Below are 24875 nucleotides of genomic sequence, written 5' to 3'. Positions count from 1 at the left end.
CCCTTGGTGACAGGGGGGAGTGCCGTGCTGCCAGTCGAGGACGCACCCGGCTACCGGGTACTCGATCAGGCCGGCCAGGGCGGATTCGCCGTCGTGTACCGCGCCTACCAGGAGCGCCTCGACCGGGTCGTGGCGCTCAAGGTGCTGTCCGTGGACCGGGTCGACCAGCGCACCATGCGCAGGTTCCAGCGCGAACTCCAGCTCACCGGCCGTCTGACCGGCCACCCGAACGTCGTGACCGTCTTCGACACCGGCGTCACCCGCTCCGGCAAGCCGTACATCGCGATGGACTTCTTCGAGAACGGCTCACTGCGCGACCGGATCCGCAAACAAGGCCCGCTGCCGGTGCCCGACGTGCTGCGCGCCGGGGTAAAACTGGCCGGGGCGCTGGCCGCCGTCCACGAAGCCGGAGTCCTGCACGGCGACATCAAACCGCAGAACATCCTCATCTCCCGGTACGGCGAACTCGCGATCGCCGACTTCGGCGTGGCCAGGGTCGTGGACTCCTCGGAGATCTCGGCCACGTCGCAGGCCTTCACCCCGCTGCACGCCGCCCCCGAGGTGCTCACCGGCCAGCCCCACTCCGCCTCGACCGACATCTACTCGCTCGGCTCCACCCTCTACCACCTGCTGGCCGGGCAGCCGGCCTTCCACAACCCGGCGGACCCGTCGATCGCGCCGCTGATGTACCGCGTGCTCAGCGTCGATCCGCCGCCGATCACCCGGCCCGACGTGCCGACGCAGGTGTTCGAGATGATCCGGCGGTCGATGTCCAAACAGCCGCAGGCGCGGTACGGGTCGGCGCGCGAGTTCGCCCGGCACCTTCAGGCGCTGCAGGCCGAGCTCGGGCTGTCGGTGACGGACCTGGTCGGGGCCGATGCGGGGCCTGGGCCCGGCATGGCCACGGTGCCGCGGACCCGCCAGGACCCGCCGGGCGGACCGTTCCCCGCGACGGGCAACCACCTGCCGGGGGCCGCCGGGAACCACCCGCCCACCGGAGAGCATTACCCGCCTTTCGGACAGCCCGCACCGCAGCACAGCGGTGCCCACACGCCGACCCCCACCGTGCCACCGTCCTCCGAGCAGGGCCGTCTCCCGAGGAGTCTGGTGATCGGCGGCGCGGTCGCGGCCGTGGTCGTGGGCGGCGTCGCGGCGGCCGTGTACCTCTCGCTCCAGCAGACGCCACCACCGGGAACCCCGGACACCACGGCGGCCACCGCCGCGACGCAGGACGACACCCAGATCGACAAACAGGACATCGCCGCCCTGGCCCCACGCGCGGTGAAGGTCACCGCCGACCAGGGCGCCCTGGTGGAGCTGCAGTGGACGCTCCCCGCGGCGGCCCGACGCTACCCCGTCGTCCTCCAGCGGTCCCCGATCAAAAAGGGCGAACAGCCCATCACCGCCCTGACCGCGGGCGCCACCTCCACCCGCGTGGCGGGCCTCGACCCGGACAGCGGCTACTGCTTCCTGGTCGGCGTCCCGCTGCAAATCTCCGAGAGTTCGACGGTGGCCTGGTCGAAGCCGACCTGCATCAGAGGCGCGGTAGCCCGCTGACCAGGCGGGTCAGCCCAGGAGCTTGCGCGCCGCCTGCTCGATCTCCGCCTCCGACAGCAGCACGTGATCGGCCGCCCCGCCCAAGGGGATGAAGCTGTCGGCCGAGGTCACCCGGGCGACCCGCCCGCTGAACCCGGCGTCGGCCAGCTCGGCCACGATGCCCTCGGAGACCCCGCCGGTGTGCCGAGTCTCGTCGGCGATCAGCACGTTGCCGGTCAGCTCGGCCGCCCGCAGCAGGTCCTCCACCGGCAGCGGGGCCAGCCAGCGCAGGTCGAGGACGCGGACGCCGTATCCCTCCTGGGTCAACCTGACGGCGGAGCGCAGGCTCATCCGCAGCCCGTTGCCGAACGTCACGATCGTCAGGTCGCGTCCGTCGCCGTAGGAGCGCGCGCGTCCGATGGGCACGTGCGTCTCCGCCCAGCGGGAGGGCGGCACGTACGACGCCAGCCAGCCGCCGTCGCCCTCGTCGAACAGGTCGCGCGTGTGGTAGAGCGCGATCGGCTCCAGGAAGACGCAGACCGACCCGCAGGTGCCGGCGGCGGCCAGGCACGTGCGCAGCATGGCCGCGGCGTCGTCGGGACGCGACGGCGAGGCGATGACCAGCCCGGGGATGTCGCGCAGCGCGCTCACCGAGTTGTCGTTGTGGAAATGCCCGCCGAACCCCTTCTGGTAGGCGTAGGACGCCACCCGCACCACCATCGGGTTGCGGTAGGCGCCGCGTGAGAAGAACTGCATCGTGGCGCCCTCGCCGCGGATCTGGTCGAGCGCGTTGTGCAGGTAGGCGAGGTACTGGATCTCGGGCACGGGAAGCTGCCCCGACACGCCGGCCCCCAGCGCCAGCCCGAGCACGGCCTGCTCGTCGAGCAGCGTGTCGAACACCCGCCCCGCCCCGAACCGCTTCTGCAACCCCCTGGTCACACCGTAGACGCCGCCCTTCTTGGCGACGTCCTCGCCGAACACCGTCATCTCCGGGTAGACGGCCAGCGCGTCGGCGAGCGTGCGGTTGATGGACTGGGCGAGCGTCATGGGCTTGTCGTGCTCGGGCAGCGCGCCGGCGAACGCCTTCTCCCTGGCCGCGGCCGTGGCCGCCATCGGGCTGATCTTGGCGATCAGCTCGGGCCTGCGCGGCGCGATCGGCTCCATGATCTCCTTGGCGGAGCCGAGCCGAGGGCTGCGCGTCGTCTCCAGGGCGATCCGCAACACGTGTTCGCGCGCGGACTCGTACATCTTGAGTAGTTCGTCTGGTGTGTCCAGCCCGGCCTCGACGAGCAGCGCCGCCGTGCGCACCAGCGGGTCGCGGTCGAGATCGGACCTGATCTCGCGCTGCGTGCGGTACGCCGACTCGACGTCGGAACCGGCGTGCCCCATGAGCCGCACGGTCGACAGGTGCAGGAACGCCGGCGCCCGGTTGTCACGCACGTGCCGGACCGCCCGGACGGCGGCGTCGTAGGCGTCGGCCAGGTCGCAGCCGTCGGCGGCGAAGTACTCGATGCCAGGACGCCGCGCCGCCGCCTCCACCCAGCCCTTGGGGGTGCGGACGCTGATGCCGATGCCGTTGTCCTCACACACGAACAGGATCGGCAGCGACTGCCCCTGGAACGTGGCGTAGGAGGCGGTGTTGAAGCCGCTCAGCGCGCTGGCGTGGTTGACGGTGGCGTCGCCGAACGAGCACACCGCGATCGCGTCCTCAGGCCAGGCGGAACGGGCCCCGACCGACCGCCCCCGCTCGATGGCGAACGCCACGCCCACGGCCCTGGGCAGGTGGCTGGCGATCGTCGAGGTCTGCGGGATCACGGCCAGTTGCGGGTGGCCGAACACCTTGTGCCTGCCGCCCGCGATCGGCTCGTCGGCCGCCGCCGTCAGCCCCAGGAGCACGTCGCGGATGCCCTGCTCCGGCAGCCGTCCTGCCTGCTCGGAGCGGGTCAGGTAGAAGGCGCCGGAACGGTAGTGGAGCAGCGCGGGGTCGCCGGGGCGCAGGGCGGCGGCGACGGCCGCGTTGCCCTCGTGACCGGCGGAGCCGATCGTGTAGAAGCCCTCGTCCTGCTCACGCAGCCAGCGGGCGGCGATGTCGAGCAGCCGGCTGTCGAGCTGGCGCCGGAACAGTTGCCTGCACTGCTCGCCGGTCAGGGCGGCGCCTTCGCGGACCGGCTGCCCCGGTTCTCGCGGGGGGCCCGCCTTCAGCGTCGCAACCGCCTGGGTGAAGTGAGTCTCAACTGTGTCGCGCGCCACAGCATCGATTATGTCCTGCCGCGGCTCCGGCGTCTGCCGGACCCCCCATGACATGTTGTGGACCGCTCCCATCGACCCGCTTCGATACCCGTTTGCCGGGGTCGCCGACTTTCCCGGATGGTCGCGCGTCTACTGGGAGCGTGAAGCGCTGATCGTTCGTGAGTGGGGAATAAGGCCCGGGAGGCGCCTTCCCGGGCCTTTGTCCTTTTGTGCCGTTAGTTGGGCAGCTTGCCCTCAATACGGAGGAGGACGGTCTCGATCCCGTCGAGTCGCTTCTCGATCTTGTCGACCCGCAGATCCCTGCGACCGCTGTCCTTGTTGATCATCGTGACCTCGGTCCACACGTCGAAGACGTTCGACTGAACCTGGCGGACACTGCTCTCGACCAGCGACAGGCGATTGTCGACCTCGTCGAATCGCTCATCGACCTTGGTGAAGCGTTCGTCCATGGCGTCGAAGCGTTCGTCGACCTTGGTGAAGCGTTCGTCCATGGCGTCGAAGCGTTCGTCGACCTTTGCGAAGCGACCGTCGATCGTGTCGAAGCGTTCGTCGACCTTTGCGAAGCGGCCGTCGATCGTGTCGAAGCGTTCGTCGACCTTTGCGAAGCGGCCATCGACCGCTGCGAAGCCCGCCTTCATCTCGGTCCTGAGCGTGCCGATCTCACGCTCGATCTTGTCCTGGACGTTCTCGCCGACCATGCCGACGCGGTCGTGCAGCGAGTTGATACGAGTGGCGATCTTCTCACCTGGCATGCCACTAAAGGTAGCGTCCTCGAGACCAGCGACCCTGACTTCGAGGTCACGGAACTTCGCTTGGCAATCCAACATTTGGATGCACTCCTTGTTTGGGGGGGAAGTGGGGGCCGCGCGGCGCATCAGGAAGACTACTCTCCGTACAGAGATGATCGCACTCCGATACGAAAGCCAGTCCGATTTGACCCGCCCTAACTCGGCGATCCCCGCCCGGAGGGTTGTCGCGAGTCCGAGCTTCAGCGCCACCGGAACCAGGTGGTCGAGAGTCGCCCGTGTGTTAGCGGTCGTTAACGGCGGCGTCGATCGCCGCCCGTGCCATCGTGTGCAGCAGTGGGCGCATGTCGTGCCCAGGTAGTTCGCCCGCGCTGTGCGGCGTGGAGTTGAGCAGTCCGAAGACGGCGTGGGTGGCCGCTCGCAGTCGCGCGGCGGGGCACCCCGGGTGTAGCTCGGCCAGCGCGGTCACCCACTCCTCGACGTACAGGCGCTGCAGCCGCCTGATCTGCCGCCGCTCCTGCTCGGGTACGTTGCCCAGTTCCCTGTCGTGCACCGTGATCAGCGCCGACTGCTCGATCGCGAAGGTGATCTGCACGTTGAGCAGCGCGTCCAGCGTCTCGCGCGCGCCGGGGGAGGAGGTGGCGACCGCGACGGCGGACTCGCGCAGCCGCGAGCTGACGTCCGTGAGCATCTCGGTCAGCAGCGCGTCCTTGCCGCTGAAGTGCCGGTAGAGGGCGGGGCCGGAGATGCCGACCGCGCCGCCGATGTCCTCCATCGAGACGCCGTGGAAGCCGCGCGCGGCGAAGAGCCTGGCGGCCGCGTCGAGGATTTCCGTGCGCCGGTTGCCGCGATTGCGGGTAGGGGTGGAGGTACTGGTCACGTCTCACATACTAGACGGCTACGTTAATGATGACTAACATTTCGTGCATGGGGGACTCATGAGCGACTGGCCGGTGCTGAGATCGGCCGCGGAGCCGGGCACGGAGGCGTACAAGCGCAACGCCGAGCTCAACGAGCGGCTCGCCGCCGAACTGCTGGACCGCCTCGCGACCGCCGCCCTGGGCGGCCCCGAGCGGTCGCGGCGGCGGCACGTCGAGCGGGGCAAGCTGCTGCCGCGCGAACGTGTGGACGGCCTGCTCGACCCCGGTTCCCGCTTCCTGGAGCTGTCGCCGCTGGCCGCGAACGGCCTCTACGACGACCAGGCGCCCGCCGCGGGGATCATCACGGGCGTCGGCCGGATCTCGGGCCGCGAATGCGTGGTCGTCGCCAACGACGCCACCGTGAAGGGCGGAACGTACTACCCGATCACCGTCAAGAAGCACCTGCGCGCGCAGGAGGTGGCCCTGCACAACCGCCTGCCGTGCGTGTACCTCGTCGACTCCGGCGGGGCGTTCCTCCCCAAACAGGACGAGGTCTTCCCCGACCGCGAGCACTTCGGCCGCATCTTCTACAACCAGGCCACGATGTCCGCGCGCGGCATCCCGCAGATCGCCGCCGTGCTCGGCTCGTGCACGGCCGGCGGCGCGTACGTGCCCGCGATGAGCGACGAGGCCGTCATCGTCCGCGGCCAGGGCACGATCTTCCTGGGCGGACCGCCCTTGGTGAAGGCGGCCACCGGCGAGGAGGTCACGGCCGAGGAACTCGGCGGCGGCGACCTGCACGCGCGGATCAGCGGCGTCACCGACCACCTGGCCGAGGACGACGCCCACGCGCTGGCCATCGTCCGCGACATCGTCTCGACGCTGGCGCCGCGCGCCCCGCGCCCGTGGGAGACGGTCGCGCCGGAGCCGCCCCGGCACGATCCGCGCGATCTGTACGGGATCGTGCCCGCCGACACGCGCCAGCCGTACGACGTGCGCGAGGTGATCGCCAGGATCGTGGACGGCTCGCGCCTGCTGGAGTTCAAGGCCGAGTACGGCTCGACCCTCGTGACCGGATTCGCCCACCTTCATGGCCATCCGGTGGGGATCGTGGCCAACAACGGCATCCTGTTCAGCGAGTCGGCGATGAAGGGGGCGCACTTCATCGAGCTGTGCGACCAGCGGCGCATTCCCCTGGTGTTCCTGCAGAACATCAGCGGCTTCATGGTCGGCAAGGCCTATGAGGCGGGCGGCATCGCCAAGCACGGGGCCAAGATGGTGACGGCCGTCTCGTGCGCGCGGGTGCCCAAGTTCACGGTGGTGATCGGGGGGTCGTTCGGGGCGGGGAACTACGCGATGGCGGGGCGGGCGTACTCGCCCAGGTTCCTGTGGATGTGGCCGAACGCCCGCATCTCGGTCATGGGCGGCGAGCAGGCCGCGAACGTGCTGACCACCGTCGGGACGGCCGACGCCGACGCGATCAGGGCCCAGTACGAGCACCAGGGGAACCCGTACTACTCCACGGCCAGGCTCTGGGACGACGGGGTGATCGATCCGCTCGACACCCGCACGGTCCTGGGACTGGCGCTGTCCGCGGCGGCCAACGCCCCGCTCGAACCTGCCGGCTACGGCGTCTTCCGGATGTGACGCATGCTCTTCGACCGTGTTCTGATCGCCAACAGGGGCGAGATCGCCGTACGGATCATCCGCACGCTGCGGCGGCTGGGCATCACGTCGGTGGCCGTGCACACGCCGTCCGACGCGGGCGCCAGGCACACCCTCGAAGCCGACATAGCCCTTCAGGTGCCGAAATATCTGGATATTGAGGCGATTGTCCGGGCGGCTCAGGAGTCGGACGCGCGGGCCGTCCACCCCGGCTACGGCTTCCTGGCCGAGAACGCCGAGTTCGCGCGCCGCTGCGCCCAGGCCGGGCTGGTGTTCGTCGGCCCGCCGGCCGAGGCCGTCGACGCGATGGGCGACAAGATCCGCGCCAAGGAGACCGTGTCGGCCGCCGGCGTCCCCGTCGTGCCCGGCGGGGCCGAGCCGCGTGACGATCTGACGCGCTGGAACGACTTCCCCGCCCTGATCAAGCCGTCCGCCGGAGGCGGCGGCAAGGGCATGGTCCTGGTACGGTCGGCCGCCGAGCTGCCCGACGCCCTGGAGTCGGCGCGGCGCACGGCGCGGGCCGCGTTCGGCGACGAGACCCTGCTCATCGAGCGCTACGTCGGCAACCCCCGCCACATCGAGATCCAGATCCTGGCCGACGCCCACGGGAACGTCGTGCACCTCGGCGAGCGCGAGTGCAGCCTGCAGCGCAGGCACCAGAAGATCATTGAGGAGGCCCCGTCGCCCTTCGTCACCCCCGAGACGCGGGCCGGCATGGGCGCCGCGGCGGTCGAGGCCGCCAGGGCGGTCGGCTACGTCGGCGCGGGCACGGTGGAGTTCATCGTGGACGGCCTCACCGGTGCCTACCACTTCATGGAGATGAACACCCGGCTGCAGGTCGAGCACCCGGTCACGGAGCTGGTGACCGGCCTGGACCTGGTGGAGCTGCAGGTGCGGGTCGCGGCGGGGGAGAAGCTGCCGTTCGCCCAGGAGGACGTGCGGCTGCACGGCCACGCCGTCGAGGCCCGCGTTTACGCCGAGGACCCCGCGCGCGGCTTCCTGCCCACGGGCGGCCGGGTCCTGGCGCTGCGCGAGCCCGCGATGGAGGGTGTGCGCGTGGACTCGGGGCTGGTCGAGGGCGGGGTCGTGGGCAGCGAGTACGACCCGATGCTGGCCAAGGTCGTCGCCTGGGCGCCGGGTCGGGCCGAGGCCCTGAGGAGGCTCGACCGTTCCCTGGCCGCCACGGCGGTCCTGGGGGTGGTCACCAACATCCCGTTCCTGCGGGCCCTGGCCGTCCACCCCGCCGTGCTGGCAGGAGAGCTGGACACCGGCCTGGTCGAGCGGGTGCTGCCCGACCTGCTTCCCGGCGTGGCCGTCCCCGGCGAGGTGCTGGCCGCGGCGGCGCTGGCCTTCCACGCCGTCCCCCGGGGCGACGACCCGTGGGAGGTCACGGACGGCTGGCGGGTCGGGGAGCACGCGTGGACGACGTGGCGGCTGGAGTCGAGGGACGGCGTGCACGCCGTCCAGGTACGTGGCCTGCCCGAAGAATCCGCAGAGGTCCGGATAAATGGTGAGACGCTCCCCGCCCGCGTCCGGGACGGCGCCGTCACACTCGGCTCCCGCACCGACCACTACCTCCGGGTACGCGACCGCGACACGCTCTGGCTCGGCAGGGACGGCGCGTCCTGGTCGTTCACCCGCCACCTCATCGGCGACCCCGGCGACAGGCCGGGGGCCGCGGCGGCCGGGGACGGCGTGGTCAGGAGCCCCATGCCCGGCACGGTCCTGATCGTCAAGGCCCAGGTCGGCGACCGGGTCGACGCAGGACAGGCGCTGGTCATCGTCGAGGCCATGAAGATGGAGCACACGGTCACCGCCCCATGCGACGGCACCGTCTCGGAACTGCCCGCGCAGGCAGGCCGGCCGGTCGACATGGACGCCGTCCTGGCCGTGGTCACCAGCACAAAGGAGGGGTGATGCCGTACCCCATGCAGGGGCTGCCCCGGCAGGTCACGGTCTACGAGGTCGGCCCGCGTGACGGCCTGCAGAACGAGCCGAACGTCGTCCCCGTGGAGGTCAAGGCCGAGTTCATCGACCGGCTCGCCGACGCGGGGCACAAGATGATCGAGGCGACCAGCTTCGTGCACCCGAGGTGGGTGCCGCAGCTCGCCGACGCCGACGAACTGCTGACCAGGCTGAACCGCAGGACGGGCGTGCGCTACCCCGTACTGGTCCCGAACCTGCGCGGCCTGGACCGGGCGCTCGGCCTGGGCGTGGACGAGATCGCGATCTTCGCCAGCGCCACCGAGACGTTCGCCGCCAAGAACCTCAACAGGAGCCTGGAGAGCCAGTTCGACATGTTCGAGCCGGTCGTGGCCAAGGCGCTGGAGCACGGCCTCAGGGTGCGGGCGTACGTGTCGATGTGCTTCGGCGACCCCTGGGAGGGCCCGACGCCGATCGCGCAGGTCGTCTCGGTGGGCGAGCGGCTGCTCGGGCTCGGCTGCTACGAGCTGTCGCTGGGCGACACGATCGGCGTGGGCACGCCGGGGCACGTCACGGAGCTGATCGGCGCGTTCCGCCGGCCCGACAGGCTCGCGGTGCACTTCCACGACACCTACGGCCAGGCGCTCGGCAACACCCTGGCCGCGCTGAAAGCGGGCGTGACCACCGTCGACGCCTCCACCGGCGGCATCGGCGGCTGCCCCTACGCCGAGTCAGCCACCGGCAACCTCGCCACCGAGGACCTGGTCTGGATGCTGCGCGGACTCGGCATCGAGACCGGCCTCGACCTGGGCAAGCTCGTGGCCACCAGCACCTGGCTGGCGGAGTTGCTCGGCCGTCCTAGCCCCTCCCGCGTCGTACAGGCGCTGTCGAAAGGCTGACATGCTCACGGACGAATACGAAGAGCTGCGCAAGACGGTCGAGGCGTTCGCCCGTGAGGTGGTGGCGCCGGTGATCGGCGACTACTACGAGCGCGAGGCGTTCCCCTACGACATCGTGCGGCAGATGGGCGCGATGGGCCTGTTCGGCCTGCCGTTCCCGGAGGAGTACGGCGGCATGGGCGGCGACTACTTCGCCCTGTGCCTGGCGCTGGAGGAGCTGGCCCGGGTCGACTCCAGCGTGTCGATCACCCTGGAGGCGGCGGTGTCGCTGGGCGCGATGCCGATCTTCCGGTTCGGCACCGCCGCGCAGCGCGAACGCTGGCTGCCCAGGCTCACCTCCGGCGCGGAGCTGGGCGCGTTCGGGCTCACCGAGCCGGGCGGCGGGACGGACGTGCCCGGCGGGATGCGCACCACGGCCGTGCTCGACCAAGGCGAATGGGTGATCAACGGGACGAAGGCGTTCATCACCAACTCCGGCACCGACATCACCGCGGTCGTCGGCGTGGCCGCGCTCACCGGCGAGCGCGAGATCTCCACGATCCTGGTGCCGAGCGGCACGCCCGGGTTCGCGGTGTCGAAGAAGTACTCCAAGGTCGGCTGGAACGCCTCCGACACCCGCGAGTTGTCGTTCACCGACTGCCGCGTCCCCGAGGGGAACCTCCTGGGCGAGCGCGGCCGGGGCTACGCCCAGTTCCTGCAGACCCTCGACGAGGGCCGCATCGCGATCGCCGCCGTCAGCGTGGGGCTGGCGCAGGGGTGCGTGGACGAGTGCGTGAAGTACGTCAGGGACAGGAAGGCGTTCGGCCACCCGATCGGCCACTACCAGGCCATCCAGTTCAAGATCGCCGACATGGAGACCCGCGCGCACACCGCCCGCCTGGCCTACTACCACGCGGCCGAGCGGATGCTGGCGGGGCTGCCGTTCAAGAAGGAGGCCGCGATCGCCAAGCTGGTCTCCTCGAACGCGGCCATGGACAACGCGCGCGACGCCACGCAGGTGTTCGGCGGGTACGGGTTCATGAACGAGTTCCCCGTGGGGCGCTTCTACCGCGACGCGAAGATCCTGGAGATCGGGGAGGGGACGAGCGAGGTGCAGCGCATGCTCATCGCCCGCCAGCTCGGCCTGGCCGATCTGTGACGGGCCGATCTCGGATGACGCTCTCCGAATGTTTGCGCTCACGACGCGCGACGATCTAGTGTCGTGTTCCATGACGGCTGACGATCTTCTGATCAGGAGGGCGGAGAAGTCCGACGCGGACGAGGTGTTCGCGCTGGCGCGCGAGTTCGGCCTGACCTTCAGGCCCGAGCGCGACGCCTTCGACGCCGCGCTGCCGGAACTGCTCGCCAACCAGGACGCCCTGCTGATCGTCGCCGTCGTGGGCGGGCGGGTGCAGGGCTACCTGCTGGGGTTCACGCACCTGACGTTGTTCGCCAACGGGCCGGTCGCCTGGGTGGAGGAGGCCATGGTCGGCTCGGGGGCGCGGCGGAAGGGGATCGGGCGGGCGCTGCTGGAGGAGTTCGAGCGGTGGGCCCGCTCGCGCGATGCCCGATACGTGGGGATGGCCACGCGGCGGGCGCCCGAGTTCTACCACGCCCTCGAATACGAGGCGTCGGCCACGTTCTTCCGCAAGGTCCTGCGTTAGGCCGTCGCATGGGGCGGGCGTTTCTGTCGGCCCCGGATGGCATCCTTGGGGCGTGAGCATCCATGCCGTGAGCCCGCTGTTCGTCGGGCGTGCCCGCGAGCTGTCCCTTCTTGGTGACGCGCTGGTCAGGGCGCGTGCCGGAGCGTCGTCGACCGTGCTGGCCGGCGGTGAGGCCGGAGTCGGCAAGACCCGGCTGATCAGCGAGTTCACCGCCCGGGCCGACGACGCCCGCGTGCTCGTCGGCGGGTGCCTGGAGCTGGGCACGGAGGGCCTGCCGTTCGCCCCGTTCACGGCCGTGCTGCGCGGGCTCGTGCGCGAGCTGGGCCGCGACGGGGTCGCGGCGCTCGTCCCCGGAGGCACGACGCGGGGGCTGGCGCGGCTGCTGCCGGAGTTCGGAGAGCCGGACAAGGACGGGCCAGAGGCCAGGGCGCGGCTGTTCGAGCAGGTGCTGGGGCTGCTGGAGCGGCTGGCGGAAGAGCGTCCCGTGCTGCTGATCGTCGAGGACGCCCACTGGGCCGACCGGTCCACCCGCGACCTGCTGTCGTTCCTGGTCCGCTATCAGCGTACGGCGGCACGCCTGCTGCTCGTCGTCACCTACCGCACCGACGAGCTCCACCGCACCCACCCGCTGCGGCCGATGCTGGCCGAGCTGGGCCGCATCGAGTGGGTGAGCAGGATCGAGCTGCGCAGGCTCACCCGCAGGGAGGCTGTCGCCCAGGCGGCCGGCATCCTGGAGCGCGAGCCGTCCCCCGCCGACATGGACCTGATCTACGCCCGCAGCGAGGGGAACCCGCTGTTCGTGGAGGCGCTGCTGAGCGAGGCCGGCGCCGACGCGGACCTGCCGGAGTCGCTGCGCGACCTGCTGCTGGCCAGCGTCGAGCGGCTGCCCGACGAGACACAGGAGCTGCTGCGCGTGGCCAGCGCCGGAGGCCAGCGCATCGAGCACGACCTGCTCAGCGCCGTCGCCGGGCTCGACGAGAACGCGCTGTCCCGCGCGCTGCGCCCGGCCGTGGCGGGCAACGTGCTCACCGTCGACGGCGAGGGCTACTGCTTCCGCCACGCGCTCATCCGCGAGGCGCTCCACGACGACCTGCTGCCCGGCGAGCACACCCGCCTGCACACCCGCTACGCCGAGGCCCTGGAGGACGACCTGGCGATCCTGCCCGCCCCGCGCGGCGCGATCGAGCTGGCCCACCACTGGCACAGCGCCCACGACTCCACCTGGGCGCTGGTCAGCGCCTGGCGCGCGGCCGCCGCCGCCCGCAAGTCCACGGCCTACAACGAGCAGCTCAGGATGTTGTCCAGGGTGCTGGAGCTGTGGGACCAGGTGCCCGACGCCGTCGAGCGCATCGGCGGCGACCGGCTCGACGTGCTGCGGCAGACGGCCACGGTCGCCCACCTCGTCGGCGAGTACGAACGCGCCATCGCCCTGGCGGGCGCCGCCCTGGCCGAGTTCGACCACGACGCCGAGCCGATCAGGGCGGCCCACCTGCTGCGCCAGCGCGGCCTGACCCGCTACGACCTGGGCCGCGCCGGCTACATCGACGACCTGCGCAGGGCCGCCGAGCTGGTGCCCGCCGATCCCGGCAGGCTGCGCGGCCAGGTCCTGGAGAGCCTGTCCCGCATGCTCCACCGGCCCGGCGACCTGCCGGAGAAGCTCGCCACCGCCGAGCTCGCGATGGAGATCGGCCACCAGATAGGCGATGCGGCGATCGAGGCCCACGCGCTGATCAACCTCACCTGGGCCGGGTTCGGCCATTCGGAGGTCGAGGCCCAGTCGGAGTCGTTCGCGCGGGCGCGGCGCATCGCGCAGCGCGACGGGGCCTACAACGCGCTGATGCGCTGCGCCATCTCCGAGTCCGACGCGCTGGAGGGGGCGGGCCGGCACGAGCGGGCCGCCCAGGTGGCCCGCGAGGGCGTCGAGGAGGCCGCCCAGTACGGGCTGGCGCGCACGTCCGGCACGTTCCTGTCGATCAACCTGGCCGAGCCGCTGGTGTCGCTCGGGCTCTGGGACGAGGCGCTGGAGGTCGTCGAGCACGCCCTCGACCTCGCGCCGCCCAGCCCCTACCGGGCGAGCCTGCAGGGGTACGCGATCGACATCGCCCTGGCTCGCGGGGAGTTCGACCGGGCGGAGGCGCTGCTGGGGTCGTCGCGGAGCGTGTTGTCGCGTGGAGTGTTCCGCGATCAGAACGTTCTGCCGCATCTGTGCAGGGAGGTGCTGTTGCCGCGTGGGCGGGGACAGCTCGACGAGGCGGTGGAGGTGGCGGCTCGGGCGCTGAAGGAGCGAGATCTCCTCGCCACTCCGCGTTACTCGTGGCCGGTCGTGGTGGCCTTCGCGTCCCTGCTCACGTCGGTGGCCTCACAGGCCGGGGCGTCGCTGCTGCCCCGGCTTCGGGCGCTCGGGCAGGAGCTCGGGGCCGTCGGCGACCTTCAGCGCGCGCACCGGCTCACGTTCATCGCTTTCATGGGGCCGGAGTCCTCCGCGGACGCTCGGCCGTTCGAGGCGTGGGAGGCGGCTTCGGGGGCGTGGGCGGCGTTGCGGCAGCCGTACGCGCAGGCCCAGTGCCTGGTGGGCGCGGCGAAGGCGGCGCTCGCGGCCGGCGACCGGCGGGAGGCGGCGGCGCGGCTGGCGCGGGCGAGAGAGCTCGCCGGCCGGTTGGGCGCCAGGCCGTTGCTGGAGCAGATCGACCTGTTCGGCAGGCGCGCCAGGATCGGCGGGGCCGACGAGGCCGCGGACGGGCAGCCGCTGGGGTTGACGGCTCGTGAGCTCGAGGTGCTGCGGGAGGTGACGAACGGGCGGAGCAACCGGGAGATCGCCGAGGCGCTGTTCATCTCGGCCAAGACGGTCAGCGTGCACGTCTCGAACATCCTGGCCAAGCTGGGCGTCGCCACCCGGGGCGAGGCCGCCGCCACCGCCCACCGCCTCGGCCTTTTCGACGGCGGGTGAGCGGCGTCAGCCGGTCAGCTGGGCCTCCAGGCGGTAGCCGTCCACCGTGACGTAGACCTGGTCGCCGGGGCGCGCGTTCAGCCGCATGAGCACCGGCTGGAGAGAGTCGAAGACCGGCTGGTGGCCCTGCCAGACCAGGACGATGGCGTTGTCGCCGGGTCCCGTGACCGACAGCAGGGTGCCGGGACGCATGCCGAGCTGGGCCGCGTAGCCCTCGGGCACCGGCACCGGGCCGCCCCTGAGATGTTCGGGCGTGACCTCGATGCGCTGCCAGCGGCGCGGCTCGGAAGACGGGCCGGGCAGCGGCGGGGGCGGCGCGCTGGGGGCACCGGCCAGCATGCCGGAACGGCCGCCTGACAGCGCCGACAACGTGGCCAGCGCGGCCGACGGATCGATCGAACCCGCCGTCGCGGACGGGATGGGCTGACCACCCCTGTGGTGGTGGCCGTTGGCTCCGGGTGTACGGCGGGGGAGCGGCAGGGCCGGAGCCGAGGAGGCCATCTCGGACGCCTGGTCGTGGCTCGCCTCGGAGGGCAGCGAATCGAGCCAGGCCTTGGCCGAATGGCCGCGGATGCCCAGCTCGCTCATCAGCGCCACGAGGTCGCCGTCGCCGGGGTTGGCGGCCAGGAGCTGCCTCGTCCGGGCCTGCAGGCCGTGGATGTCGCCCACGACCAGCCAGCCGTCCTGGAAGCGGCGGTCGGGCATGAGTGTGACCAGGACGCGCCACAGCGGGGTGCGCAGGGAGGGGACGGTCACCGGGTGGGCCGGGTCCGCGCCGATGAGCTGGTCTTCGGTCGCGGCGGCGCCGAGCCACTCGGTCAGGCGGAACATGTGGCCCGTGACCGGCGCGGACTCCGAGGAGCGCAGCCAGTGCAGGACGCGTTCCTCGGCGGTGCGCTGGGCCTGGGAGAGCGCGTCCCGGTCGACCAGCATCTTGTGGGCGAGCGAACGCAGGCTGACCGGGTCCTCCGCGAAGAGGCGGTGGACGGCCACGGCCAGCTCCAGCTTGTCCAGGCTGCGGAACAGGTTGTCCACGACCCGGACCATCGCGTGGTCGGTGGAGGAGAGCGCGGGGTTGGGCGGAGCGGCCGGGGCGGCGGGGACGGGGGCCGCGTAGACGGGGGCAGGGGTGCTGCCCGCGCCCGCGTTGCCGCCCTTCGCGCCGTCCGCACCGGGAACCGCCGGCATCGACCCGGTTTGGGGCCCGCCCGAGCCAGGGACGGCGGGCATCGAGCCGGTCTGCGGTCCACCTGAGCCGGGAACGCCTTTCTGCGGGCCGCCCGGAATGGCGGGCATCGACCCGGTCTGGGGTCCGCCCGAGCCGGGAGCGGGGCTCTGCGGTCCGCCAGGACCGGGGGCGGCGTTGTGCGGGCTGCCCGGAATGGCGGGCATTGAGCCGGTCTGCGGTCCGCCCGAGCCGGGGGCGGCTTTCTGCGGGCCGCCTGGGATCGGGGGCATCGAGCCCGTCTGCGGGCCGCCCGGGATCGGGGGCATTGAGCCGGTCTGAGGTCCGCCTGAGCCCGGGCTGCCGGACACCGGGCCGCCGGGGCGTTGCGGGAGGCGTTCGGGCTGGCCGGGGGCCGGGCGCTGCTGCGGGGGGCCCTCGCCCGCCGGGTTCTGGCGCGGCCCGCCACCCTGCGGCAGCGCCTGGAACATGCCGGTTTGGGCGGGGAACGAGCCTGTCTGACGTTCAGGCTGCTGTGCCGGAAACGAACCGGTCTGGCGTTCCGGCTGCTGCGCCGGGAAGGAGCCGGTCTGACGCGCAGGGGCGCCTTCGGTGGGCTGCGCAGGGAACGAGCCGGTCTGGCGTTCCGGCTGCTGCGCAGGGAACGAGCCCGTGCCTTCGGGCGGTTGTGCGGCGAACGAGCCGGTCCCAGAGCCGCCGCCCTGTCCCTGGCCCGCGAACGGCCCCGTGGGCTGCCGCTGCGGGGAGCCGTCGGCCGGGGCGGGTCCCTCCTCGAACAGCCCTCGCTGCTGCTGCACCGGCCGGGTGATCTCCGGGTGACCGGTCTGGACGGGGGCCTCGCGCTGGGCCGGGATGCGGCCGAGGATCTCGCGGAACACCGAGCCGATCACGACCTCCGGCGTGGCCGACGGGGTGCCCAGGTCGCTGGGGGACAGGCGGCGCAGCCGTTGCCAGCCGCCGAGCCCGGTGATCGCCGTACGGGTGGCGTCGGGCCAGCCGGGCAGCGTGGGATCGATGTGATGAACCGTCAGCGCGGGGAGCAGATCAGCCAGGGGCAGATGGTCCCAGCGGGAGGAGGCCAGCCTGGCCAGACGCTCGCAGATCCAGTCGAGCCCCGCCGTGCCGAGTGCCTTCGACAATGCCAGCGAGGACCACCACCCCGCAGGCAGGCGCGGATCGCCCAGCGCCTCGGCCACCTGCTGCGGGCGGCTCCAACGCAGCGCAGGGACTAGGTCGCTCAGGCAGATCGATGACTCGACTTCCATCGGCGGACCTTATCCTCCCCAGTGAGCCGCGTGGTGCTGCCCGTAACGTCTGTGGCTAATGGTGCAGCCTACGCGGCAAGCTATCAATCAGTGTGAATAGGGTAAAGACGGTTCAGATCCAAACCGTACCGTGGCCGACCGCCAACCTGGGCCACACATGCCGCACCAGCACGGCAACCTGCCTCCAAAGCGGCCTGTTCGCTGACACCATGCAAAGTTCCGGCGAGGAACCCGGCGGCGAACGCGTCCCCCGCCCCCGTCGAGTCCACGACCTCGGCGGACACGCCCGCCGCCCGCGCGACGACCACGCCGTCCACCGCCGCCAGCGCGCCGGCAGCGCCGAGCTTCACGACCGCTGTGCCGTATCTCTCACTCAGCAGTAAGGCCGCCTGCTCTGCGGTCGTGGCGCCGCTGAGCAGGAGGGCCTCCTCGAGATTCGGGATGATCAGGTCGGCGGACGACGTCTCGTCCAGGAAACGTGCGACGCCGAAGTCGCGCAGCGGACCGGTGGAGGCCGGATCGACGCTGATGGCGACCCCCAGGGCGGACGCGTCGGCCAGGGCGAGCCGGGCCAGCCGCAGCCCCGGCTCCGCGAACAGCACATAACCGGACAGATGGAGCCGGGCGACGCCGTCGAGCAGGGCGGGGTTCCAGTCGGCCTCGGAGATCAGGCTGCCGGCGCCGCGGTTGGTGAGCATCGAACGTTCGCCGCTCTTGTCCACCATCGCGATCACGACGGCGGTGGGGTGGTCGGGGTCGACCGTGATGTGGGGGCGCACCCCCGTCTTGACCAGCTCGGTGGTGTGCCAGTCGCTGCTGTCGTAGCCCAGTCTGGCCAGCAGGCGGGTGTCGGCGCCCAGATGGGCGGCCCAGGCGGCGGTGTTCGCGCCGGAGCCGCCGGGACGGAGCACGATGTCCGCGGCGGTGTCGGTGCCTAATATGACGGGCGAGCCATGTAACGCCACCACATCTGTGACCGCGTCGCCGATGACCAGGAGCCCCCTGTCGGTCACGATCTGGCCCACGCGAGGGCGATCTGCGCGGCCAGGGCGGTGTTGCCGCGCACGGCGGCCAGGTTCGCCTCCAGCGAGGCGCCCCCGGTGCGGTCGACCAGGTAACCGAGCAGGAACGGGGTGATCGCCTGGCCCTTGACGCCCTCCCGCTCGGCGGCGGCCAGCGCCTGGCTCAGCACGCGGTCGTGCAGTTCGGGGTCGAGCTGCCGGTCCTCGGGGACCGGGTTGGCGACGATCAGCGCGGTCTCGGGGCCGCCGAGCGCGTCCTGGCCGCGCATGATGGCCGCCGCGTCCTGCGGGGACTCGATCCGCCAGTCGATCGGCTGGCCGGAGGAGTGCAGGTAGAAGCCGGGGAAGGTGTCGGTACGGTATCCCGCCACCGTCACGCCCCGCGTCTCCAGCCGCTGCAGCGTCGCGGGCACGTCCAGGATCGACTTCACGCCCGCGCAGACGACCGTGATGCGGGTACGGGCGAGCGTGTCGAGGTCGGCGGACTCGTCCTGGTCCTCGGTCCAGCCGCGGTGCACGCCGCCGAGCCCGCCGGTGGCGAAGATCCGGATGCCGGCGCGGGCGGCCAGGAACGACGTGGCCGACACCGTGGTCGCGCCGCTCGCCTTCAACGCCGTCGCCACCGGCAGGTCCCGCTGGCCCAGCTTGCGCAGACCCGACTCGGTCGCGATGCGCTCCAGCTCCACCTCGTTCAGGCCGATGCGAGGCACGCCGTCCAGTACGGCGATCGTCGCCGGGACGACGCCCGCGGCCCTTACGACCCCCTCCAACTCCCGCGCCACTTCCAGGTTGCGCGGCTGCGGCAGACCGTGGGAGATGATCGTGGACTCCAGCGCGACGACCGGGGCGCCGCTTGCCAGGGCCTCGGCCACCTCGTCGGACGTCTGGAGTAGGGAGTCGGCGGTGTTGCGCATGGCGAGGTTCGTCCTCCTTGAGGGCGCGTGGCAGGGCTAAGACGGAACGGCATATTTTACGGAATTTGTTCCGAACTAAGCGGGTTTCGGGACCGCCTGTCGCGCCGTCTGCCGTCGCATCACAAGGGGCAGCGATACCGCCGAATGCGATCGCCCCTGCCTCCCCTGTCAAGTTTACGCACGTCACGGCCCGGAACTCCTCCAAGAGGTTGACCGCCGAGTGGATGTCGGGCCTCAGCCGACGCAGTCCTTCCGGTCGCTCTGAGTGGGGGCGGAGCACCCCTTGGGAAGCCGGGCGGGGGTGTCGGTCCAGGCGGCTCGCTGGTGGACGAGTGCGTGGTAGACGGTTCCCGCGGGCAGGCCCGCGGCCCCTTCGCTGCCCGCCGGGTCCTGCGACCAGGGCTTCACGACGACGTTCTGCAGCGCGAGTAGCCGGCCGCTGGATTCCTCCACGATGAGTTGCTGCTCGCTCTGTCCGTCCCCTACAGCCTGGGTCCATCCGATGCCGATCCCTAGGCGTCCCTCGGCATCGGGGATCCGGCCGAGGGCGCGGGTGCCGGGCAGGTTGGCCACCATCCGGTAGAGGGCCCCGCGGGTGCCTGCTGAGATCGGGGCGCGCTGGAGCAGGTCCAGGGAGATGCCGAGGAGCCAGGAGTCCTTCGTGGGCAGCGAGGTCCCCGCGGGCGGTGTCGGCCAGTCCTTCATTGTCTCGCTGTAGGCGGGCCAGAACGCCAGCAGGCGTTCGCGCAGCGCGTCCGGTTCCTGAGGCAGATCGAGCAGCTCAGCGGCGGGAAGTGTGAGCCCTTGATCTCCGTAGGGCCAGGTGCCGGGCATGAACATGAATCTCGTGCGTCCGAGCGGAGCCGTGTCGTTCTTGCAGTCGGTGTCGTTGCCGCACAGCTTGGGCTTCCCTGCTCGCCGCCACGCCTGCTCCTCTTGTCTGGACGCCGGTACGGTGGGCAGGCCGCGTTCGGTGAGCACGGTGAGCGTCGCCGAGTCGCGCGGATTCCATAGGCCGCTCTGGCTCCGGGTCTTGATCCGGTACCGGTTGTCCGGTGCACCGATGACCTCCTCACCCAGGATCAGGCCCTCGGTGTGCCAGAACCGCCCGGGCGTCTGCCGCTGCGCGGCCGCGTTGCGGGCCGCCGTGTCCAGCGCGTTCCCGGCGGGAACGGTGACCACCTGCCCCGTGGAGACGCTGGGGTTGAGCAGGCGGGGGAAGGCCAGCGCCCCGATCACGGACGCTGTGGCCAGCGACGCGGCGACTGCCCCGACCCACCGTGCGCGGCCCCGTCGCACCGGCGTGGGCAGCTCTTCCATCCGCGCACGGGGTGACCCCGGCAGGTCGAGGTCGGCGGGCCGGGCCGCCGCCAGCAGATCGAGCGCGTTCTTCCGCTTCACTTCTCCTCCTGCTGGATGAATGCGGGCCGGGGGTCGGCCGCCGTCACGTTGTTCATGGCGGCCTCCAGCCGCCGACGGGCCCGATGCAACCGGACGAAGAACGCCGACCGGGAACTTCCCACTACCGCGGCCGCCTGCGCCGAGGTCAGCCCCTGCCAGGCGACCAAGGTCAGCACCTCTTTGTCCGCGTCGCTCAACGTGGACAGGGCTTTCATCGCGCTGGCCCGCTCAGCCACCTGGTCGGCCACGTCCCCCTCCAGTTCCTCGGTCCAGACGCGCAGCGCCTCGTCCAGCGCCGCCTGCCGGAGCTCGTCGCGATAGAGTTCGCGGATCACGTTGTGCGCCACACCAAGTAGCCAGGGCAAGGGCGCCTTGACCGGGATGACGTCCCGCCGTCGCCACACGACGACGAACGTCTCGCTGACCACCTCCTCGGCCAACCGGCGACCACATCTGCTCACCGCGTACGCGTACACCCGGGGGCGGTACGCATCGAATAAAGCGGCGAACGCATCATCATTCAGCACACAGGCTCCTTCTTTGGCCCTTACATCAGGTAATGGTCAAAGGCGGATCAGTCTTACAGCCGATGCGAAGACCGTTCCCTCGCGAACATGCGCGGGCCGTGAGCCGTCCCCACGCCGCAAGGGATTCAGCCCACGGTGGCGCTCGGTGGGTATCCGTGGGCGTGCCGCCTTACCGTCCTGAGAGGCGCTGAGCCTGCCGCGACGCCCCTCGTGGCCCGAGAGCCTGCCTCAGGTATGCGCGAAACCCTGGACGCGGCTCTCAGGAGCCTTCGGATCGCGGGCTCGGACTCGAAAGGGGCGTATTGAGGGGGATGCGGTGGGGGCCGTAGGGTGCGGGAATGGGTGCGTATGACGTGATCGTGGCAGGCGGCGGGCACAACGGGCTGGTCGCGGCGGCCTACCTGGCGCGGGCCGGACGGCGGGTGCTGGTTCTGGAGCGGTACGACCACCTGGGCGGCCTGGCGATCTCCGCTCGCCCCTTCCCGGGCGTCGACGTGCGCCTGTCGCGTTATTCGTACCTTGTCAGCCTCTTCCCCACCAAGATCATGCGAGACCTCGGGTTGAACCTGGAGCTGCGCCGCCGCCGTTATGCCTCCTACACCCCCAAGGGCGTCACGGGCCTGCTCGTCGACAACGAGGACGACGGGCGGACAGCGGCCTCGTTCAGGGACGTCACGGGCGGCGACCACGACCACAAGGCCTGGCGGGACTTCTACGACATGACCGCCCGCGTCGCCAGGACCCTGGCCCCCACCCTGCTCGAACCCCTGCGCACCTCAGCCGAGATCGAGCGGCTGGTCGGACCGGAGGCGTGGCGGGACATGTTCGAGCGGCCGATCGGCGTGGCCGTGGACGAGCGCTTCCGCGACGACACCGTCCGGGGCGTGGTGCTCACCGACGCGCTCATCGGCACCTTCGCCGACCCCGCCACCGACCTGCTGGCCAACCGGTGCTTCCTCTACCACGTCATCGGCGACGGCACCGGCGAGTGGAACGTCCCGGTCGGCGGCATGGGCGCCGTCTCGGGGGCGCTGGAGGCGGCGGCCAGGCGCGCGGGCGCCGAGATCAGGACGGGCGCGGAGATCGTCGGGATCTCGCCGTCGGGAGAGGTCACGTTCACGGGGGAGGACGGCGAGCACACCGTGAACGGCCGGCACGTGCTGGTCAACCTGCCGCCGGCCGTGCGGGACAGGGTGCTCGGCAGGGTCCAGGACGTGCCCGAGGGCGCGCAGCTCAAGGTCAACATGGTGCTCACCCGGCTGCCCAGGCTGAAGGACCCGTCGGTGGACCCGAGGGCGGCCTTCAGCGGCACGTTCCACATCAACGAGGGACGCGATCAGCTCGCCAGGGCGTACGCGCAGGCGGCGAGGGGCGAGATCCCGCAAGCGCCCCCGGCCGAGGTGTACTGCCATTCCCTGACCGACCCGTCCATTCTCGGACCGGAGTTGAGGGGCAGGGCCGAGACGATGACCCTGTTCGGCCTGCACATGCCCGCCCGACTTTTCCGGAAAAATCCGGAAAAGTCGCGAGAAAACGCCCTGCGCTCCACCTTCGCCTCCATCAACTCCGTCCTCGCGGAGCCCATCGAGGAATGCCTGCTCAAAACCCCCGACGGCGCCCTTTGCGTCGAGGCCAAAACCCCCGTCGACCTCGAACGCGACGCGGGACTCCCCGGCGGCCACATTTTCCACGCCGACCTGACCTGGCCGTACGGGGAAGACGGGGAAGAGGGCCGCTGGGGCGCGGAAACGGCGGACGAACGCATCCTGATGTGCGGCGCGAGCGCCCGCAGGGGCGGCGGCGTGAGCGGAATCGCGGGACACAACGCCGCGATGGCCGTACTGAAAGCGTAGAAAGCGCGCCGAAGCCGAAAGGGCCTGCGCGTCGAGGCGCCCGACGAGGAGTTGTCGCTGAAGTCCGACGGCGCCATCTTCGGGCTCGACACCCTGCCCGTCGTCTGGTGATCTACAGAGGCGTTCATCGCCTTTTCATGATGAACCTCTAGCGTTTGCCATATGAGTGAGCCCGCACGGTTGCTGGTGGTGGACGACGAGCCCGCGTTGCTCGAGGCTCTGCAGTCGAGCCTCGAGTTCGAGGGGTACGAGGTCGTCACCGCCGGCGACGGGCAGGCGGCGCTGGAGGCGCTGGCCGAGGGATCCTACGACGCGGTCCTGCTCGACGTCATGATGCCCAGGCTCGACGGGCTCACCACGTGCCGCCGGCTGCGGGCGTCGGGCAACCACATCCCCGTGCTGATGCTCACGGCCCGCGACGCGGTCGGCGACCGGGTGTCGGGGCTCGACGCGGGCGCCGACGACTACCTGGTCAAGCCGTTCGAGCTGGACGAGCTGCTGGCCAGGGTGCGCGCCCTGCTGCGGCGGGGCGCGCTGAGCTCCGGCGCCCCCGAGGACGACACGCTCTCCTACGGCGACCTGCGCATGGACCTGGCGGCCAGGGAGGTCACCCGCGGCTCGCGCAGGCTCGACCTGACCAGGACCGAATACCTGCTGATGGAGTTGTTCCTGGCGCACCCGCGTCAGGTGCTGACCAGGGACCAGATCCTGAGCGAGGTGTGGGGCTTCGACTTCGAGCCGACCTCCAACTCGCTCGACGTGTACGTGATGTACCTGCGGCGCAAGACCGAGGCAGGGGGCGAGCCGCGCGTGATCCACACGGTGCGCGGGGTGGGATACGTGTTGCGGGCCACGCCATGAGAGGAAGCAGCCTGCGCTCGCGGCTGACCATCCTCGTCACGGCGGCCGTCGCGGTCGCCATCATGCTCTGCGCCGCGCTGTCGTGGCTCGTCCTGCAGGACCGGCTGATCCGGCAGCTCGACCAGACCATCCTCGAACCCGAGAGCGACAAGGACCGCGAGTTCCTCGTCAAGGCCTGCTCCCCGGAGGGCTCGCCGCAGCAGTTCCACGACTCGGCGACCCTGCTCTACCCCGACGGCGGGACGTGCTCGATCGGCCCGCCCGTCGTGGCGACCCAGGAGGACATGGCGGCGGTGGAGCACCCCCTGCCCGAGCCGATCTTCCGCAACGGGGTGAACCGTGTGGGCAAGCCGGTCCGCGTGGTGACCACGAACTTCGCCCCCGGCGTGGCGGTCCTGGAGGCCAGGCCCTTCTACCACGTCAACACCACGCTGCGCGACACGGCGCTCGCGCTCGGCACCATCTCCGCCCTCGGCGTGCTCGGCGCGGCCTGGGCGGGCCTGACCATCTCCCGCACGGCGCTGCGCCCGGTGCAGCAGCTCACCAAGGCGGTCGAGCACATCGCGCAGACCGAGGACCTCGACACCCGCATCCCCGTCGAGGGCAGCGACGAGATCGCCCGCCTGAGCTCCTCCTTCAACGCCATGACCGCCGCCCTGGCCGGCTCCAGGGAGCGCCAGCGCCAACTCGTCGGCGACGCGGGACACGAGCTGCGCACCCCCCTCACCACCCTGCGCACCAACATCGACCTGCTGCTGCGCAGCGAGCAGACCGGACGCAGCCTCGACCCGGGGGCCAAGGAGCGCCTGCTGGTCAACGTCAAAGCCCAGTTCGCCGAGCTGTCCACGCTCGTCGCCGATCTGCTCCAGCTCGCCAGGGGCGACCACGACCACGAGCCCCACGTCGAGCTGGGCTTCCACGAGGTGGTGACGGCCGCCGTCGAGCGCGCCAGGCTGCGCGGCGCCGACGTGGTCACCGAGCTCAGCCCCTGGTACGTCGTCGGCAGCGCCGCCTCACTGGAACGCGCCGTGCTCAACCTCATCGACAACGCCGCCAAGTTCAGCCCGGGAGGCCGCGTCGAGGTCAGGCTGGACGGCGGCCGCCTGACCGTACGCGACCACGGGCCAGGACTGAACGAGGATGAGTTGCCGCACGTCTTCGAGCGGTTCTGGCGCTCCCCGTCGGCGCGCGCCCTGCCCGGGTCGGGCCTGGGCCTGGCGATCGTCGCGCAGGCCGTCGCGGAGGCCGGCGGACAGGTACGCCTGGCGAACGCGCCAGGTGGCGGGGCGGTAGCAACAATGGACCTTCCGGGAAGTCACCTTCGTAACTCAGAATCGGATAAGTCGCGTTAAAGACCCGAATCGTGAGCTTGGCGGT

At 71.3% G+C, this 24875-nt stretch carries 18 protein-coding genes; 10 read left to right on the top strand and 8 right to left on the bottom strand.

Annotated elements, in window-relative coordinates:
• Nucleotides 1-6: 6 nt before the first annotated feature.
• A complete protein-coding gene (locus ACFOY2_RS45585) occupies nucleotides 7-1557 on the top strand; it encodes a serine/threonine-protein kinase (RefSeq protein ID WP_379534394.1) in 1551 nt (516 codons plus the stop codon).
• Nucleotides 1558-1566: 9 nt separating this feature from the next.
• On the opposite strand, the gene ACFOY2_RS45580 is transcribed toward ACFOY2_RS45585, so the two are convergent.
• The 3 genes from ACFOY2_RS45580 to ACFOY2_RS45570 all read right to left on the bottom strand — a co-directional run bounded on the left by ACFOY2_RS45580 (nucleotide 1567) and on the right by ACFOY2_RS45570 (nucleotide 5412).
• Nucleotides 1567-3786 (bottom strand): dehydrogenase E1 component subunit alpha/beta, encoded by a 2220-nt coding sequence (locus ACFOY2_RS45580; RefSeq protein ID WP_379534393.1) that lies wholly within the window; start codon nucleotides 3784-3786, stop codon nucleotides 1567-1569.
• A gap of 215 nt (nucleotides 3787-4001) precedes the next feature.
• Nucleotides 4002-4784, bottom strand: a complete 783-nt coding sequence (locus ACFOY2_RS45575) for a hypothetical protein (RefSeq protein ID WP_379534392.1) — start codon at nucleotides 4782-4784, stop codon at nucleotides 4002-4004.
• A 31-nt stretch (nucleotides 4785-4815) separates the two neighbouring features.
• Nucleotides 4816-5412, bottom strand: a complete 597-nt coding sequence (locus ACFOY2_RS45570; RefSeq protein WP_379534391.1) for a TetR/AcrR family transcriptional regulator — start codon at nucleotides 5410-5412, stop codon at nucleotides 4816-4818.
• Nucleotides 5413-5470: 58 nt separating this feature from the next.
• Between ACFOY2_RS45570 and ACFOY2_RS45565 the strand changes: the two genes are divergently transcribed.
• From ACFOY2_RS45565 to ACFOY2_RS45540, 6 genes are all read left to right on the top strand, one after another.
• The gene (locus ACFOY2_RS45565) at nucleotides 5471-7039 is read left to right on the top strand and encodes a carboxyl transferase domain-containing protein (protein ID WP_379534390.1); all 1569 of its coding nucleotides are present in this window, start codon (nucleotides 5471-5473) and stop codon (nucleotides 7037-7039) included.
• Nucleotides 7040-7042: 3 nt separating this feature from the next.
• Nucleotides 7043-8974, top strand: coding sequence for an acetyl/propionyl/methylcrotonyl-CoA carboxylase subunit alpha (locus ACFOY2_RS45560; protein WP_379534389.1), 1932 nt, complete (start codon nucleotides 7043-7045; stop codon nucleotides 8972-8974).
• A complete protein-coding gene (locus tag ACFOY2_RS45555; RefSeq protein ID WP_379534388.1) occupies nucleotides 8974-9879 on the top strand; it encodes a hydroxymethylglutaryl-CoA lyase in 906 nt (301 codons plus the stop codon). Before ACFOY2_RS45560 ends, ACFOY2_RS45555 begins: the two co-directional genes overlap by 1 nt.
• A 1-nt stretch (nucleotide 9880) precedes the next feature.
• The gene (locus tag ACFOY2_RS45550) at nucleotides 9881-11017 is read left to right on the top strand and encodes an acyl-CoA dehydrogenase family protein (RefSeq protein WP_379534387.1); all 1137 of its coding nucleotides are present in this window, start codon (nucleotides 9881-9883) and stop codon (nucleotides 11015-11017) included.
• Nucleotides 11018-11087: 70 nt separating this feature from the next.
• A complete protein-coding gene (locus tag ACFOY2_RS45545; protein ID WP_357817450.1) occupies nucleotides 11088-11522 on the top strand; it encodes a GNAT family N-acetyltransferase in 435 nt (144 codons plus the stop codon).
• 52 nt (nucleotides 11523-11574) lie between these two features.
• The gene (locus ACFOY2_RS45540) at nucleotides 11575-14469 is read left to right on the top strand and encodes a helix-turn-helix transcriptional regulator (RefSeq protein WP_379534386.1); all 2895 of its coding nucleotides are present in this window, start codon (nucleotides 11575-11577) and stop codon (nucleotides 14467-14469) included.
• 6 nt (nucleotides 14470-14475) lie between these two features.
• On the opposite strand, the gene ACFOY2_RS45535 is transcribed toward ACFOY2_RS45540, so the two are convergent.
• From ACFOY2_RS45535 to ACFOY2_RS45515, 5 genes are all read right to left on the bottom strand, one after another.
• Nucleotides 14476-16920 carry a hypothetical protein gene (locus ACFOY2_RS45535; RefSeq protein ID WP_379534385.1) on the bottom strand — a complete coding sequence of 815 codons (2445 nt, stop codon included), beginning with the start codon at nucleotides 16918-16920 and terminating at the stop codon, nucleotides 14476-14478.
• Between the two features lie 83 nt (nucleotides 16921-17003).
• Complete coding sequence (locus ACFOY2_RS45530) at nucleotides 17004-17945, bottom strand: carbohydrate kinase family protein (RefSeq protein WP_379534384.1); 942 nt, start codon at nucleotides 17943-17945, stop codon at nucleotides 17004-17006.
• On the bottom strand, nucleotides 17930-18856 hold the full coding sequence (locus ACFOY2_RS45525) for a pseudouridine-5'-phosphate glycosidase (protein WP_379534383.1): 927 nt from the start codon (nucleotides 18854-18856) through the stop codon (nucleotides 17930-17932). Before ACFOY2_RS45525 ends, ACFOY2_RS45530 begins: the two co-directional genes overlap by 16 nt.
• Nucleotides 18857-19090: 234 nt before the next feature.
• Complete coding sequence (locus tag ACFOY2_RS45520) at nucleotides 19091-20257, bottom strand: hypothetical protein (RefSeq protein ID WP_379534382.1); 1167 nt, start codon at nucleotides 20255-20257, stop codon at nucleotides 19091-19093.
• Nucleotides 20254-20784, bottom strand: coding sequence for an RNA polymerase sigma factor (locus ACFOY2_RS45515; RefSeq protein WP_379534381.1), 531 nt, complete (start codon nucleotides 20782-20784; stop codon nucleotides 20254-20256). The genes ACFOY2_RS45520 and ACFOY2_RS45515 overlap by 4 nt, the downstream gene beginning before the upstream one ends.
• A 338-nt stretch (nucleotides 20785-21122) precedes the next feature.
• On the opposite strand from ACFOY2_RS45515, the gene ACFOY2_RS45510 reads away from it, so the two are divergent.
• From ACFOY2_RS45510 to ACFOY2_RS45500, 3 genes are all read left to right on the top strand, one after another.
• On the top strand, nucleotides 21123-22637 hold the full coding sequence (locus ACFOY2_RS45510; protein WP_379534380.1) for a phytoene desaturase family protein: 1515 nt from the start codon (nucleotides 21123-21125) through the stop codon (nucleotides 22635-22637).
• Between the two features lie 162 nt (nucleotides 22638-22799).
• On the top strand, nucleotides 22800-23498 hold the full coding sequence (locus tag ACFOY2_RS45505; RefSeq protein ID WP_379534379.1) for a response regulator transcription factor: 699 nt from the start codon (nucleotides 22800-22802) through the stop codon (nucleotides 23496-23498).
• Nucleotides 23495-24850, top strand: coding sequence for a sensor histidine kinase (locus ACFOY2_RS45500; protein WP_379534378.1), 1356 nt, complete (start codon nucleotides 23495-23497; stop codon nucleotides 24848-24850). Before ACFOY2_RS45505 ends, ACFOY2_RS45500 begins: the two co-directional genes overlap by 4 nt.
• Nucleotides 24851-24875 lie beyond the last annotated feature (25 nt).

This window comes from Nonomuraea purpurea (assembly GCF_042650645.1).
In the GTDB taxonomy this organism is placed as follows: Bacteria; Actinomycetota; Actinomycetes; order Streptosporangiales; family Streptosporangiaceae; genus Nonomuraea; species Nonomuraea purpurea.
Note: the sequence above shows the minus strand (reverse complement) of the source record. Positions and strands in the feature narration are given on the sequence as shown.